Raw genomic sequence first — 14,372 nt, 5'->3', positions numbered from 1 at the left:
ACTCGCCGAAATCCTCTAGAACGTTGCCCCAGGATTCGATTCCGACCGGTATGAAGAACCCGAAATGCCCCCCATGGATGAGGAGGATCGGATCCTTGTCCTGGCCGTCGTCGAAATAACGCGTCTGAACCCCTTTCACATCGACGGTATGGAACTTCTGGGTGATTGAAGAGCTTGGCACGGATAACGCCTTTCTGTGCACGATAACGATTGAACAATTCATCGCAGTTCGACCCCTACCGACGTGGTAGTTCTGGCCAGTAGAAATCTCTTCTGCGTGTGCCTGAAAGCTACGCGCCTCCGCATCGACTGTCAATAGAAAGGGCCCTTCCGGATTCAGAGTGCATTGATCCGATCCTGAAGCTGTCCGGAGTGGATCAGTGACCGCAAGATGTAGTGCTTGAGGTTGCGGAAGCCCAGGGCGATTCCGCGGAGGTGTTCGAGCCTGCCGTTGATGGCCTCGACGGGGCCGTTGGAGGCACCCACGTCGAAGTAGGCGAGGATCTCGCGGTGCCGCTTCCATAGCGACCGGCCGAGCTGGGCGAGCTCGGGCAGCTCGGTGGGCACCCCGGTCCGGATCGAGCGCAGGAGCTTGTACATCGCGATCTTGCCCTCCCGCTTGCCCGAGGCCTCGTAGGCGGCGATGAGTCGCTGGTAGACGCCGTAGGTGACCTCCACCGCCGCGTGCGCATCGTTGGCGGTGAACGCCTTGAACAAGCGCACTTTCTGTTTGTCGGTCAGCAGCCCTGCCCGGGTGTTGAGCGTCCTGCGGATGCCGTACAGCGGATCGCCGGTGCGGCCCCGGTGCCCGGTGGTGGCCTGCTGGATGCGTTGGCGGCACACGGTGAGCTTGTCGGCGGCAAGATGCACGACGTGGAACGGGTCCATCACCGTGCGTGCTGCGGGCACGGCCTTGGCTGCGGCGGAGTGGTAGCCGGCGAACCCGTCCATCGTGACCACCTTGACTCGGTCTCGAAATGCCTGGTCGCGGGCGTTGAGCCACTCGGTGAGGACCTTCGCCGAACGGCCCGGGACCATCCTTTGGCGCGGCCGAGGAACTTGTGCCCGCCGCCGTCGGGGATGCGTCCGAGCTTCTTGATGTCCACGTGCACCAGATCGCCCGGTGCGGCGTGCTCATAGCGCTGCGGGCGTCGCTTGGTGGCGCGCACCGGGGCGCCGGTGGCCGGGTCGGTGAACGCCAGGCGCACGCACCCGAAGCGGGACAGGATCTTGTGCACCGTCGAGGGGTGCATTCCCAGGTGGTAAGCGATTCGGGCTGGCCCCCACCGGCGCGATACGCGCAGGCCGATCACCCGGCGCTCCCGACGACGCGGGGTGCGGTGGGGGCAGGTGTGCGGCCGGCTGGAGCGGTCAACCATGCCGGCCTTGCCCTGCTCGCGATACCGGCTGGCCCAGCGTCGGGCCGTGGTGACCGAGACACCGAACCGTTCCGCAGCTCGGGCCGGGGGCCAGCCGTCTTCGACGACACACCGGGCCAGGCGCAGTCTTCCCGTGGGCGTCAAGGTCGCGTTAGCGTGGGACACGAAGACCTCCGTTGTGGGTGTGGTTGCTTGGTCGCTTTCACACCTCACACGGAGGTCTTCCTCATTTCATCTCGCCATGCCGACCGGAGACACAACCTCCGTGGTCAGTACATCTAGCCGACTGGGCCAGTGCCCGAGGTGCGGCAGGAAGGCAGGCCGGTATCCTCTTGGGCGTCAACGATATGCCCGCCGCGGCGACCAAATGCTGTACGCGTGGCAGCCCGGGATGCTGGCATCGAGCCCCGGATCGCGAGTCGCCCGGTCTGACAACGTGGTCGTTGACCCGCTCAGCGATCGGCCATTGCGGCTGCCACCCCTCCAACCGAGAGCGCGAGCGGAGAGAACCTGCTGAACGGCGCAGCCGGCCGCTAACGTCGGTGGTAGCACGTTCACGAACCGGGGCACAGGGCGTACCGGCCACCGCCGCCCGACGGGGTTCGTTCTCGACCGCGGTTGCCACCGCGTCCGGCGAAACTCCGTCGGTCACCGGCCGCGCCGCGGCAGCGATGGTTCGTCCACCAGGGGGTCGGAGACGGTGATGGCCCGCATCGGGCAGCTCGCGGCGGCCTCGAGCGCTAAGGCGCGGGTGCGGGGGCCACCGTCAACAGGCTCCAGAACGACGGCGACGCTTCGCTCGTCATCGAGGTCGAAGAGCTCGGGCGCGGTCACAACGCACGAGGCGAAGCCCTCACACCGCTCGAGGTCCACCGTAATGTTCATCATGTTCATCGTCCCTCCGTGGTTAAGTCATGGGCAGTCTGTTCGGCGGCGAAGCGCCGCATCGGATCGATCCTGAGCGCGCCGGCCAGCTGCATGATCAGCAGTGGGTGGGCGCCCCTTTGCTGGAGGGTGACCAGGTCGCCCTCCAGGACGGCCGCAAGATCGGCCAGCCGTACGCCTGCGAGGTCGGCCGCGAGCTGGCCCGACTCTTCCGCAATAGAACGAAACTCCGGATCCCGGACGACCCGGCGGATGACCTGGTCCAGGGGTAAGTTCACGGTTCCTCCTCGGGGGCCAACCGAGCCAGCGCGATCCCGGTCGCCCAGTCCGGGACGGACTCGTATGCCAGGACGACCCCTCTCGGCCCACGGGCCGTCCGCTCAGGCTCCGACACTCCCCAGCCCTCCTGACGGGACGCGGCGGCCATCGCGGTGACCCAGTTGCAGATCTCCGGGGCACCATTGCCGGCCTCAGCGAGGACGTCGGCGGTCTTCATGGCGAGGATCGCGCCGAGGTCCCCTGCGCGCACGTGCTGCAGGAATCGCTCGTCGAAGGCGGAGTTGATCTGGCCCATCTCCGGCGTGCCGACCCAGTGGGAGAGCCCGCCGGTCCCGAGCACGACCACTGTTTCGGCTGCGGGCCGCCGCGTAATGACGTCGCGCAGCAGTTCCCCCAGTTGGGCGCTGCGCCACAGGGGTGGCAGAGGCTCGGTGTTGGCGTTCTGGAACACCGGGACCACCGGGATGTCCATCTCTGGTCGGATCAGGGTCAATGGTGCCATGAACGCATGGTCGATCTTCGGGTTGGCGGAGAACGCGAGGTCGAATCCGGCGGCCACCCCTTCGGAGAGCAGCTGGGCAGCGAAGGCGCCAGCAAGTGGGACCTCGGCGCTGGCCACTCCTCCATCGCCCCAACCGGTGGCTATCTCTCCGATTCCGACGCATATCTGCGGAAAGCTGTCGTAGCTGAAGGATGCTAGGTGCTCGCTGCTGACGACGACGAGCACGTCAGGGGACAGCCGGTCAATTTCCGCACGCACCTGAGCGAAGGCCTGATGGACTGCGGCGTGCACGTCGTTGTCCGGTTGGAGCTTTCGGATCATCATCGCCGTGTGGGACGTCGCGTACGCACCTACCAGCCTGCCCATCAGCGGGCCGCCCGTTGCCGGTTGGTGGCCGGATCCGTGGGGCCGCCGTCGCCGTCGCCGTCGGTGCGCCCACCTCGGCGCCCCGCGGTGACCGAACGCACGAAACCGCCGACGACAGCGTGGAATTCCGCCGGCTTCTCGAACTGCGGCCAGTGACCGGCGTCCTCCATCAGACGGAACGTTGCATCGGGAATGATCCGGCTGGCCGCCTCCCCCACCGTCCACGGCATGGTCGGGTTCTGCCGGGTCCACAGCACGAGCGTCGGGCAGTTGATCGTCGCGAGCCGCTCGGCGGTCAGCAGTTCCTCCGGCCGGGGCCGGGAGGTGAATGCGGCGACCATGTCACCGGCGGTGGCGGCGAAGTCCGGGCTGGCGTAGATCCGGTACCGGGTCTCCACCAGTTCGTCGGTGACCACGGACGGGTCATGGACCAGCCATTCCAGCCGAGTCCGGACCTTCTCCCGGGTCGGGGTGTCCAGAGCCTTGGTGGTAGCCTCCGCGACCTGCCGGCCGACGTTCTCGGTCAGCGTGGCACCGTCGGCGTCCACCTGCAGCCCCGCCCCGGTGACGCTGACGAGCGAGGCGACCCGCTCGGGGTGGTGGACGGCGAGAAACGCCGCGACCCAGCCACCGAGAGACTGCCCGACCAGGTGGGCTCGCGAGGCGCCGATCTCGTCGAGGAAGCCGAGCACGTGCTCGGCGAGCGCGCGGATCGAGTACTCGATCTGCGGCTTGTCGGTGAAGCCATGACCCAGCATGTCAATGGCATGCACGCGGAAGTCCCGGCCGAGGACGGCGACGTTGCGCACCCAGGTCTCGGCGTGCCCGCTCACGCCGTGCAGCAGGACTACCGGCTCACCGGCGCCTGCCTCGATGCTGCGGGTGCGGTAAGAGCTCGCCTGGCGGTACCGGACCTCGGTTCCCAGCAGGTCCACCCAGAACGAGTTCCCCTGGGGCTGGGCCATTCCCCCTTCAGTGCTCGTCACGTTGAAGCTCCTCTCTGTTCGGCCGTGCGGCCGGTGCGGGATGGTCGGTCACTCCGGTCCGAACGGCTCGGAGAGCAATGTCGTGTAGGCCCTCTCGTCGAGCCAGGTGAGGCTCTCCAGCTGCAGCGCGTCAAGGAAGACCTCGCGGCCGGTGCGCTGGCTACGGATGGCCAGGCGAAGGTCGTTGCCGTCTCGGTCGGCGCGTACCCGCACCCGGGCGAACTCGTTGCGGACTACGAGCTCGCCGTCGGCAGAGCCGATGCGCAGCCAAGAACTCGGCTCTGGTGCGCCATCAGCCCCGACGTCCCGACTGCCGTCGAGGTCAGCCGCCTGGGCCTCAGAAGAAGATGGAGATGGCACGGGGCAGCACCCGGTGGTCGAAGAGCACGGTCCGTTCGGCGATCTTCCAGCTCTCACCGGAGGTCACGATCCGGTCGCGACGGGAGCCGACGAAGAACTGCTCGGAGTTGGCTCGCCGGGACTGGAAGATGATGAAGTTGCACTCCGCTACCAGGTCGCCGTCCGGCCCGGGGGTGACCAGGACGTTGCTGATGAACCGGCGCGTCCGCGACCGCGGCTGCTCCGCGTGGGCAAGGCCACCGGCCAAGCGCTCTATCCGTTTGGCGAGGAAACGGGCGTCCTCCTCCATGAGCGACCACTCGCCGGGGACGTGGTCCCGGTGCTGCCGCACCTCACGGGTCTCCGTGATCGGCATCCAGTAATGGACATCTTCGGTGAACAGGTCGAGCCACTCGTCGTAGCGTTGCTCGTCGAGCATCTTGGCCTCGCTGTAGAGGAAGTCCTCGACGTCGCGGCGCAGATCGGTGAGGGAATTGGTCATTTCTGCTCTCCCGGGGTGGTCATGAGTTCGAGCCAGTAGCGATAGAAGTTGCGGTGGTTCTGCTCCGAATAGTGGGGCCCCAAATGGCCGGGGTATCCCTCCTCGTGGATCTCGCCCTCGTGCCCCAGGCCCATCGCGTAGTTGAAATCCCGGGTCTGGGAGACCGTCCCTCGGGCGGACTCGGTGATTTGCTCGAAGTTCTCGCCATCGTCCTGGCCAAAGATCCCGGCCGCGGCGTTCTCCTGGGACATCTGGGTGCGGGCGAAGTCCTTGACCGACTGCGGCGCGTCGCGGTCGAAGAGCGCCGTCTGCCAGACCTCGATCTCACCCGGTCCCCTCGGGTGCCATTGGAAGAGCCCGAAGACGTGGAAGACGCCGAACTTGATCCATGACAGGTTCGGGAAGATATTGCCCTGACCGAGCCCGTGCATCTCCGCCTGCAGCGGGGAGACCCGGGCCTTGAGCCGCTCGTGCACGGCGTTGACGTACTCGATCGCCTCCGGCCCGAGGAGCTGAGCCATCCCGACGTCGTTCTGATAGGCCCGGCCGGGCTTGCTGATGTCGCCCATCCCGTGGCCGTGGTCGAAGTATGCGATGTAGTCGCCGAGCGTGTCGTAATCGGGGAGGAAGCCGATCTGGAAGGCCGACCCATGTGTGTAGAGCACGTGGTAGTCGTCGCCGGCGAAGTTCTCCGCCGCCAGCTTCCAGTTGGCCTTGATCCGGAACTTCATCGTGGGGCCGATCACCTCGAGCCCGCCGAGCGGCGCCTCGAAGGCCAGGTCCAGATACCAGAGCTGGTCAGCGCCGAGGTAGTCTACCAGCGGGATGGCGTCCTCGTCCCAGTTTGCGAAGATGAAGCCCTTGTAGTTCTCCACCCGCGGAACGGCCTTCAGACCTAGGCGCGGCTTGTCCAGCTCGCCATGGTAGACGGTATCTGCGCGCGGTGCACCGATCAGATCGCCGTTGTTGCTGTAGGTCCAGCCGTGGTAGGGGCAGCGGAAGAACTTCGAGGACCCGGCGTCGGTGCTACACACGGCCATGCCCCGGTGGGCGCAGGAGTTGAGCATCACCCGGATCACTCCGTCCGCACCGCGAGTGGCGATCACAGGGTCCTCGCCCATGAAGTTCGTCAGGTAGTCGCCCGGCTCACTCAACTGGGACTCGTGGCCGATGAACAACCACGTCTTGGTGAATACCCGGTCCAATTCCTTGCGGTAGATTGCTTCGTCGGCGAAGACTGTTCTGCTGACGGCACCCTCGTCGGGCTTCACCAGGTCGTGCAGTCTTGCGGCGGCCACGTCAACGGGGCGTTCGCTAATGCTGGTCATGATCGGGTCCTCTCGGGGTCTGACGGGTTGCGTGAGGTGAGATGGGAGGGCGGACCCGAACGGCCCACCTGTAGGCGGATCGTCTGGGCGTCTGCGGTATCACTGAGCGCTGTCATTGCTGGTCCAACTGTTCTGGGCCCCGAGGTTTGCCATGCCCGCGGCGTACAGGGCGCCCTGCGCGTCGAAGGGGAGGTGGGCCACGCCGGCCCGCTCGTATGACGGGGTCGCGGCTTCCAGCCGGCTGTAGATCTCCTCCATGTCCGGAGGCAGCTCATGGTCCTGCCAGGCGGCGTAGTCCTCGTAGCCGTGGTCGTAGTTCCACTCCGGCACGTAGTAGAGGCGCCCGGACGTCCCCGCGCTGTCCTGGGCGGCGAGGAAGAGCGAGATCGGCAGCAGGTGCTCGGGAATCGCCGGGCGCATGAAGTAGGCAATGCCCTGCTCGTTGAAGGCCCGGGCGGTGGCGTCGAACCACGACGCTCGGGTGTGCCCCGGCATGATCGCGTTAACCGCGACCCCGTCGCCGCGCACTTCCTCGGCGAGGTAGAAGGTCAGCGCCATCACGGCGGCCTTGGTGGCCTGGTAAGGCATCTCGACCGTCCACGGGCGCAGCCCGTGGTAGCCGCCGCCGCCGGCGACGGCCAGGACGCCACTGCTGACGACGTTGACGATGCTGCCCCGCTGCTGGGCCCGCATCGGCTCGATGAACCGGCGGATGGCCTTCAGCGTGCCGAACACGTTGACGCCGAACATCACCTCCCAGTCGCGGTCGGTCGTGTCAAGGGTGTTCCGGTGGCCTGTGGGCGGGAAGAGGGTTTCGGAGACCAGAGACGCGTTGTTCACTAGGACGTCGACGGTCCCAAACCTGTCGATTACAGCGTCTCGGGCGGCGTCGAGGGCGGCGTCGTCGGTGATGTCCATGTCGACGGCCATGCCGCTGCCGTCCGACTCCAGCTGCTTGCGGAAGTCGTCAGCGTCGTCCCACGTCAGGTCCGCTGCTACGACCTTGGCGCCGGCGCGCAACAGTCCCTCGCAGAGGGAACGGCCGATGCCGCGGGCTCCACCGGTGACAACGATGACTCGACCCGCCACCTCGCCCTGCCACTCACCGAGTGCCCGCTCGACCAGCTGACGCTGCCGCGCAGTGGCCACGGTTCCTCCACCAGACTCCGACATCCAATTCTCCTCAAGTTGGGACGGCTTTCTGCATAGCAGTACACATAAAAGAGTATGGCCCTCATCACAGGCTGTCTACGGGCTATTTTGGGATCGAGCTATTCACTGGTGAAACTAGGAGCCGTGCGTGGAGCTGCGTCAACTCAGGTATCTCGTTGCGGTGGCCCGCGAGGGGTCGTTCCTCCGCGCCGCCGCCACCCTCGACGTGCCGCAGCCCTCGCTGTGGCGTTCGATCAAGGCGCTTGAGGCGGAGCTGGGCATCGCCCTCTTCGAGAGGTCCGGCCGCGGAGTACAGCTCACCGGTGCCGGGAATCAATTGCTGCCCCGCGCCCATTACCTGCTGAATCGAGCGGAGTCGGTCTCCCAGTTTGCCCACGAACTCGCTCGCGGTCGAGCGGGCGTCGTCACGGTGGCCTGCGCATATCCGCACGTGCCACGGTTCCTCGCGCCCCTGATCGGCACCTTCCGGTCGGCGCATCCCGCTATCCACGTCGCCGTCCACGAGTACTCGGGCCTGCCCGCGATCGAACAGGTGCTTAACGGGGACGTCGATCTCGTGACGGGCCTCGGGCAGGTCGACCAGCGTCTTGCGGGCCACCAGCTCGGGGACGTGCGGCTGGCGGTGGTGACCTCCGACGACCACCCGTGGCGGGGCCGGAGCCACGTCTTGGTCGCTGAATTGCGTGGCCAGCCGGTGCTCACCGGGCCCGCCGATAGCCTCACCCGGCGCCTGCTGGAGCCGGCGCTGCGGGCAGGGGGCTTCGGGCTCGACATCACGTCGGAGAGCGTCAACGCCACCACCATCGTTGCGCTCGCCCGGGCAGGGCTGGGCGTGGCCGTCATCGCCGACGACAACCTCAGTGCCGACGACTCGGCCAGATGGCCAGTGCTGGTCGACGAGCACACCCCGATGAGCGCCCCGCTGTGGATCTACTGGTCACGCGAAGGAGGCATCGCCCCGGCGGTACGGTCCTTCGTGCGCCACGTCCAGGGGACCGGCAACCGGCTGGACCGGGACGGCGGGCAGCCCAGTCCAGCCTGAGGCCCAGCCGACCTCGGACTGACCACGCCGATCAGAGCAGGAGATGGTCGATCTCCTTCCCCGCAGCTACCAGCCGAGTGAGGATGTCCTGCTCGGTCGCCGAGCTCATGCGACTGAGCGGCAGCGAGGCGTTGACAGCCAACCGCGGGGAGCGGGTCGAGGCCAGTGCGACGGCGAGGGAGGCGAAACCCTCCTCGCTCTCCTCCTTGCTCGACGCGAACCCCCGGGAACGGCTCGTGCGCACCGCGTCGAGAAGCTCGGTCCGGGTGCCTAGCGAATGGGCTTTACCGCCTGGTGGACGCCGCCTACGAGAAACGTGCCATCGCGATCAGCTCGAACCTGCACCCGGCCGGTTTCGACGAACTCATGCCCAAGACCATCGCCACCGCGACAGTGGATCGGCTACTGCACCACGCCCACGTCTGCCAGACCAGCGGCGACTCCGTCCGCCTCTCCCAAGCACTCGCAGGCCAGGGAGTGAAGCCCTTGTCCTGACAACCCGAAAACCCGAGATGGCCAACCCCTGGGCAGATCCCATGGCCATCTCCGGGCAGATCTGGGGATCTGGCGCACTTTCCGTGAAGGCACTGCCGCGCTGCATCATTCGAGGTGGATAACGCGTTTCCGCAGCAGGTCCAGGTTCGCCCGCCCGTACATCTGCCGTTTGAGCATATTGATCCGGTTCACATGGCCCTCGACCGGACCGGAGTTATGCACGAGCGTCAGACCGGCAGTGACCGCCTCAAGGTCTCGGCGTAACCCGGTGACGAACGACCGAAGCGCAGGTGATCCGGTGGCATCGACATCGGTCATCCACTCCGTGAGATCGTGTCCACGACGTTCGACCATGATCCCGGCGAAACAACGAATGTGCTCACGCACGGTCGCCAGTGCAGGACTGCGTTCACAGATCTCTGTGAGGAGCTGACTGTCCTTGTCGGCGAGGTCGTCCGGCCGGCAGGTCAGCCACATGGTGACCTGCCGGATGCTCGGCGTCCGCGATAGAGTCGGACGGGCTCGTTCTGCTGTCCGAAGCGGCTGAAGAAACCGGCGGACGGTCTGCGCGCTGCCCCGATAGCCGCGTTCGGTGATCTCCCGGGTCAGCCGCGCAGCATCGGTGCATCCGGCGGCGAAGCGTGCCCGTAAGTAGGGCTCATACCCAGTGAGCAGCGTCGCTCCGGACATTCGGCTGGTGGCCAACAACTCGTCGATGTCGGGTGCGTGGACGAAACGACGCACGGTCCTGCGATTGAGATTCAGCTTCCTAGCAATGCCCGAAATCGACATTCCCTGGGTGTGCAGCTCATGTACGGCCGCGTGGCGTTCGCAGGTCCGGACCACCAATCTGCCGTCGGGCGCCTCGGCGATGACCGCGTCGTCGCCGAGGTGGTCGGTCGGCGCAGAAAGTTCTTTCCTGTGCCGGATCACGGTCTTCTCCACGGCGCCGATCAGGTTGCGCCACAGGTGCCATCGGTCGGCGACCTGCACCGCATCGGGTGCCCCGTTGCGGACGGCGTCGGCGTAGGCACCGGCCCTGTCCCGGCACACGATCTCGGCCCCGGGATGAGCCTGCAGCCAGGTCGAGACGGTGTCGCTGGTTCGATCGGGCAGCAGATCAATCGGTCGGCCCGAGGTCAGATCCACGACGACGGTTCCGTAGACGTGGCCACGGCGCAGCGCGAAGTCGTCGATCCCCAGGATCGGTGTGGTCTCGATCGGCCCATCTGGGATCGCCCGCACGACACGTAACAGCGTGTCCCTGCTGACGTGTATCCCGAGTCGGGCGGCGAGGCGGGCACCGGCGCGGCCGGCCACAGCTAGTCCGATCGCCTCGATCATCGTGTCGAGCACTGTCGTCCGTCGAGCCCAGCGCTGTGTCAGTCCCGGTACCTGCTCGGCGAATGTCGTTGCATTACAGCTGTCGTCGTCGCAGAAGAATCTGCGGACGACAAGATCGAGGATGACCGAATGTGCGCCTATCGCCGTGTCTGCGGGGCGGCGCCGATAGCGTGAGTGCACCCGGCGCGACGCAGTGCCGCACTTCGGGCACCACCCCTCGTTGCCTCGTGGATGCGCCGTGATCCGGATCGTGGACCCGGTCCGGCGAACGGCGTCGATGACGACGCCGTTCAGGTGAGGAAGGAGAGCGGTTAGGGGCGCGAAGTCACACCGGGATGATCTTGGTCTATCGCATATTTCCGCTGATCAGCGGCATACTTTCGTCTTCACGGAAAGTGCGCCAGATCCAGATCTGGTGACCGTCACCGGGCAGGCCTTATGAGCCTCCCCAGTTTCAGTGGACACCCCGAGATAGCGGGACGCAGGGTCCTGCTGGAAGGATGTCGACATGTCCAGGACGCGCCGGTCGTTTACACCCGAGTTCAAGGTGGAGGCTGCCTGTCGGGTGATCGATGGTGGCCGACCGGTCACCGAGGTCGCGCGTGAGTTGAACGTGCACGAGAACGTGTTGGGCAAATGGGTGCGTGCCGAACGGCTTCGCGACGGTGTCGCTGCCGATATGCGCAACGCACCACCGGATTCCGGGCTGTCACCCAGTGAACGCGCGGAGTTGACGCGGCTACGCGCGGAGGTCGCCGAAAAGGACCGAGACATCGCGTTCCTGAAAAAAGTATCGGCGTACTTTGCGGCACAGCAACATAGGTGAGCAAGTTTGAGCTCATCGCCGCAGATTGCGCCGACCATGACGTCACACGACTCGCTGAACTGATCGGGGTGTCGCGGTCGGGCTTCTATGCCTGGGCTGCGCGGCAACATCGCACCGAGTTGACGCCACGTCAGCAACGGCGTCGTGATCTCGAGGTCAAGATCGTCGCCCATTGGAAGGCCTCGCAGCGGGTGGATTCGATCGGTCGTCGCAACGCCTCGATGACGGAGGTGTGCGATGGGACGCAGCAACAAGCAGACACGCCAGGCGCCGGTGGGTGCCCGACGGCAGTGGGTGGCGGATCGGGCGTTGCGCCCGTCGATGCGGTCACCGGGGAGACCGGAACCCTTGCGTGCGGTGCAGCGCGATTTCTGGCGGCGGATCGCCTCAGGAGCGACGACTGCCGACGCCGCGGAGGCCGTCGGCGTGTCGTGGCCGGTCGGGTCCCGGTGATTCCGTCACGCTGGCGGCATGCCGCCGATCAGCCTGGACGAGCCCACGGGCCGCTACCTGTCTTCACCGAGCGTGAGGAGATCGCACTGTTGCGCGCCCAGGATGTCGGCGTGCGGGAGATCGCCCGTCGGATCGGACGCGACCCGGGGACGATCTCACGCGAGCTGCGCCGCAACGCGGCGACCCGCAGCGGCACGCAGGTCTACCGAGCCGCAGTGGCGCAGTGGAAAGCGCAGCAAGCCGCGAAACGCCCGAAAACGGCGAAGCTGGTAGACAACGACAGGTTGCGTGAATATGTGCAGGAGCGGCTCTGCGGGGCCGTCCGTCGGCCCGACGGCACCGCCGTCGCAGGCCCCGACACGCCCGCGTGGAAAGGACTGAACAAGCCGCATCGGCAGGACCGACGGTGGGCGACGGCATGGAGCCCGCAGCAGATCTCGCACCGGCTGAAAGTTGATTTCCCGGAGGATGAGTCCATGCGCATCAGTCACGAGGCGATCTACCAATCGTTGTACATCGAAGGTCGAGGCGCCCTGAAACGGGAGTTGGTCACATGCCTGCGCACCGGCCGGGCACTGCGGGTGCCCCGTAGCCGATCGCAGAACAAGCCGCAGGGACATGTCACCGCGGACGTGGTGATCAGCGAACGCCCCGCCGAAGCCGAAGACCGTGCTGTCCCAGGGCATTGGGAAGGCGACTTGATCATCGGGACCGGCCGGTCCGCGATCGGCACGCTCGTCGAGCGCAGCAGCCGCTCCACGATTCTCGTGCACCTGCCTCGATTGGAGGGGTGGGGCGAGAGGCCGCCTGTGAAGAACGGTCCGTCCCTCGGTGGCTACGGCGCCGTCGCGATGAACGCCGCGCTGACGACATCGATGACCACGCTTCCCGAGCAGCTCCGCAAGACCTTGACCTGGGACCGCGGAAAGGAGCTGTCCGGTCATGCCCGGTTCGCTCTCGACACCGGTACGAGGGTGTTCTTCGCCGACCCGCACTCGCCCTGGCAACGACCGACGAAGGAGAACACGAACGGCCTGCTGCGCCAGTATTTCCCGAAGGGTACCGATCTGTCCCGGTGGTCCGCCGAGGACCTCGAGGCCGTCGCTCTGGCGATCAACAACAGGCCACGCAAGGTCCTCGGCTGGCGAATCCCGGCCGAGGTCTTCGCCGAGCAGCTACGCTCCCTGCAGTAGCCCGGTGTTGCATCGACCGGTTGAACTCGCCCAGTATCGAGCGGTGCGCTACACCGAACGCCTCGATGAATGCGATGCGGTCTCTTCCGTTGGTTCCAAGGGTGATTCGTATTACAACGCGATGGCGGAGGCGTTCAACTCGTTGTTCAAGGCCGAGTGCATCGGCAACCCTGTGATGCGTCCACGCGGGGGCTGGCGGGGCGTGGGAGACGTCGAGTGGGCGGTCGCCGAGTACATCGACTGGTTCGATCATCGCCGCTTGCATGGCGAGATCGACCACGTTCCGCCTGCCGAGTACGAGGCGACCCACTGGGCGAATCACACGGCGGCCGACTAAGGTGAGACACCGGTCCTCGCTGAGGCCGGAACCAGATAGCCGAGCCTCCGCCGAACTCGGGGCGATTCAGAACAAGTCCACAGCGTTGGTGTGGCGGCCGGGTACCGATAGAGATCGATGCCACTCTGTGGCGTTGGTTGAATGAGCACTATGAGCCGTGCGGGGCTCGGACAATGCACCGTCCGAGCCCCGCACGGGATGTGGGGTCGGCGCTGCATCAGCGCGAAGACGCCCCAGCCGAGATACTCGCGCAGGTAACGCGTGTAACGGGCGGGTTCGGCGGTGAGCTCGGCCCGAACCTGCGGCGCCAATTCGTCCTTCGGGTTCTCGTCGAGCCAGCGGCGCACGGTGAGCCACTGCGCCGCGGTATAGCGGTCCCAGACCTGCTGGTCGGAGAGCATCATCTGCACGACGTCGTACCCGAGTTCGCCGAACTGCTCGATCAACTCCGGCAGCGGCAGGAAGTCGGCCACGCTGGTGGCGTGGCAGGCCACCGCTGTCTTTTCGTCGGAAGGAGTCACGCGCCAGTAGGGCTCGCCGATCAACATCATCCCGCCGGGACGGAGGCTGCGGGCGAGCGACTCGGCGGTGCCGGCCACGCCGTCACCGATCCAGGTGGCACCGACGCACGCGGCGAGATCGACCGGTTCGTCCGCGACGTGACCGGTGGCGTCGCCGTGGACGAACTCCACGCGGTCGGCGACGCCGAGTTCGACAGCGCGGGCGTACTCGGTGACGGCGTTGTATGTGACATCGAACCGATCTTCGCGAGTCTCCACGGCCAGCCCGTCCCATTCGTGGTGCCGGAAGAGGTGACCCACGCCGTGCTGTTCCTCGCAGCCGAGGCGAATGCCCACATCACCGGCACCGTGATATCGGTCGATGCCGGTGCCGCGGCACGTTTCACCACCTGAGGTCGCACCGATTTGGACAGCGGAGCAGG

Annotated in this window: 14 protein-coding genes and 5 pseudogenes; 5 read left to right on the top strand and 14 right to left on the bottom strand. The window is 66.3% G+C overall.

Going from position 1 to position 14,372, the window contains the following annotated elements:
* The 11 genes and pseudogenes from A8G15_RS30220 to A8G15_RS27445 form a co-directional block, all read right to left on the bottom strand.
* Positions 1 to 202, bottom strand: a 202-nt coding sequence (locus tag A8G15_RS30220; RefSeq protein WP_425415135.1) for an alpha/beta fold hydrolase, incomplete at its 3' end; no start/stop codon positions are given.
* Between the two features lie 134 nt (positions 203 to 336).
* Positions 337 to 1,038 (bottom strand): annotated as a pseudogene (locus A8G15_RS27480) (ISL3 family transposase); the annotation flags it as partial.
* A pseudogene (locus tag A8G15_RS30215) lies at positions 1,038 to 1,544 on the bottom strand (helix-turn-helix domain-containing protein); the annotation flags it as partial. The pseudogenes A8G15_RS27480 and A8G15_RS30215, both read right to left, overlap by 1 nt.
* A gap of 483 nt (positions 1,545 to 2,027) precedes the next feature.
* Positions 2,028 to 2,273 (bottom strand): ferredoxin, encoded by a 246-nt coding sequence (locus A8G15_RS27475; protein ID WP_006897064.1) that lies wholly within the window; start codon positions 2,271 to 2,273, stop codon positions 2,028 to 2,030.
* Positions 2,270 to 2,542: a hypothetical protein gene (locus A8G15_RS27470; protein WP_006897065.1), complete on the bottom strand. Its 273-nt coding sequence runs from the start codon at positions 2,540 to 2,542 to the stop codon at positions 2,270 to 2,272. The genes A8G15_RS27475 and A8G15_RS27470 overlap by 4 nt, the downstream gene beginning before the upstream one ends.
* The gene (locus A8G15_RS27465) at positions 2,539 to 3,411 is read right to left on the bottom strand and encodes a DODA-type extradiol aromatic ring-opening family dioxygenase (protein WP_006897066.1); all 873 of its coding nucleotides are present in this window, start codon (positions 3,409 to 3,411) and stop codon (positions 2,539 to 2,541) included. Before A8G15_RS27465 ends, A8G15_RS27470 begins: the two co-directional genes overlap by 4 nt.
* Entirely contained in the window at positions 3,411 to 4,397 is a 987-nt protein-coding gene (locus tag A8G15_RS27460; protein WP_137809379.1) for an alpha/beta fold hydrolase, read from the bottom strand. The genes A8G15_RS27465 and A8G15_RS27460 overlap by 1 nt, the downstream gene beginning before the upstream one ends.
* A 48-nt stretch (positions 4,398 to 4,445) precedes the next feature.
* Positions 4,446 to 4,757: a hypothetical protein gene (locus tag A8G15_RS31270; RefSeq protein WP_169833950.1), complete on the bottom strand. Its 312-nt coding sequence runs from the start codon at positions 4,755 to 4,757 to the stop codon at positions 4,446 to 4,448.
* Positions 4,735 to 5,238, bottom strand: a complete 504-nt coding sequence (locus A8G15_RS27455; protein WP_068166299.1) for an aromatic-ring-hydroxylating dioxygenase subunit beta — start codon at positions 5,236 to 5,238, stop codon at positions 4,735 to 4,737. Before A8G15_RS27455 ends, A8G15_RS31270 begins: the two co-directional genes overlap by 23 nt.
* Entirely contained in the window at positions 5,235 to 6,566 is a 1,332-nt protein-coding gene (locus A8G15_RS27450; protein WP_068166298.1) for an aromatic ring-hydroxylating dioxygenase subunit alpha, read from the bottom strand. The genes A8G15_RS27455 and A8G15_RS27450 overlap by 4 nt, the downstream gene beginning before the upstream one ends.
* A 99-nt stretch (positions 6,567 to 6,665) precedes the next feature.
* Complete coding sequence (locus tag A8G15_RS27445) at positions 6,666 to 7,739, bottom strand: SDR family NAD(P)-dependent oxidoreductase (protein WP_068166296.1); 1,074 nt, start codon at positions 7,737 to 7,739, stop codon at positions 6,666 to 6,668.
* 127 nt (positions 7,740 to 7,866) lie between these two features.
* Between A8G15_RS27445 and A8G15_RS27440 the strand changes: the two genes are divergently transcribed.
* A complete protein-coding gene (locus tag A8G15_RS27440; RefSeq protein ID WP_068166294.1) occupies positions 7,867 to 8,781 on the top strand; it encodes a LysR family transcriptional regulator in 915 nt (304 codons plus the stop codon).
* Between the two features lie 31 nt (positions 8,782 to 8,812).
* Here A8G15_RS27440 and A8G15_RS27435 read toward each other — a convergent pair.
* Positions 8,813 to 9,037, bottom strand: a pseudogene (locus A8G15_RS27435) (IclR family transcriptional regulator domain-containing protein); the annotation flags it as partial.
* A gap of 17 nt (positions 9,038 to 9,054) precedes the next feature.
* On the opposite strand from A8G15_RS27435, the pseudogene A8G15_RS27430 reads away from it, so the two are divergent.
* Positions 9,055 to 9,276: pseudogene (locus tag A8G15_RS27430) on the top strand (ATP-binding protein); the annotation flags it as partial.
* 105 nt (positions 9,277 to 9,381) lie between these two features.
* On the opposite strand, the gene A8G15_RS32295 reads toward A8G15_RS27430, so the two are convergent.
* A complete protein-coding gene (locus tag A8G15_RS32295; protein WP_082900204.1) occupies positions 9,382 to 10,977 on the bottom strand; it encodes an ISL3 family transposase in 1,596 nt (531 codons plus the stop codon).
* Positions 10,978 to 11,128: 151 nt separating this feature from the next.
* Between A8G15_RS32295 and A8G15_RS30210 the strand changes: the two genes are divergently transcribed.
* From A8G15_RS30210 to A8G15_RS27415, 3 genes and pseudogenes are all read left to right on the top strand, one after another.
* On the top strand, positions 11,129 to 11,446 hold the full coding sequence (locus tag A8G15_RS30210) for a transposase (RefSeq protein WP_082900203.1): 318 nt from the start codon (positions 11,129 to 11,131) through the stop codon (positions 11,444 to 11,446).
* Between the two features lie 321 nt (positions 11,447 to 11,767).
* A pseudogene (locus A8G15_RS27420) lies at positions 11,768 to 13,092 on the top strand (IS30 family transposase).
* Between the two features lie 43 nt (positions 13,093 to 13,135).
* On the top strand, positions 13,136 to 13,429 hold the full coding sequence (locus A8G15_RS27415) for an integrase core domain-containing protein (protein ID WP_245688032.1): 294 nt from the start codon (positions 13,136 to 13,138) through the stop codon (positions 13,427 to 13,429).
* Here the strand turns inward: A8G15_RS27415 and A8G15_RS32110 are convergent.
* A complete protein-coding gene (locus A8G15_RS32110; RefSeq protein WP_245688031.1) occupies positions 13,426 to 14,250 on the bottom strand; it encodes an SAM-dependent methyltransferase in 825 nt (274 codons plus the stop codon). The two genes, A8G15_RS27415 and A8G15_RS32110, sit on opposite strands and share 4 nt — an antisense overlap.
* Between the last annotated feature and the right edge of the window lie 122 nt (positions 14,251 to 14,372).

Origin of the sequence: Rhodococcus phenolicus, from assembly GCF_001646785.1 — a bacterium.
Classification (GTDB): Bacteria; Actinomycetota; Actinomycetes; order Mycobacteriales; family Mycobacteriaceae; genus Rhodococcus; species Rhodococcus phenolicus.
The sequence above is the reverse complement of the archived record's forward strand: the minus strand, read 5'-3'. Positions and strand labels throughout refer to the sequence as shown.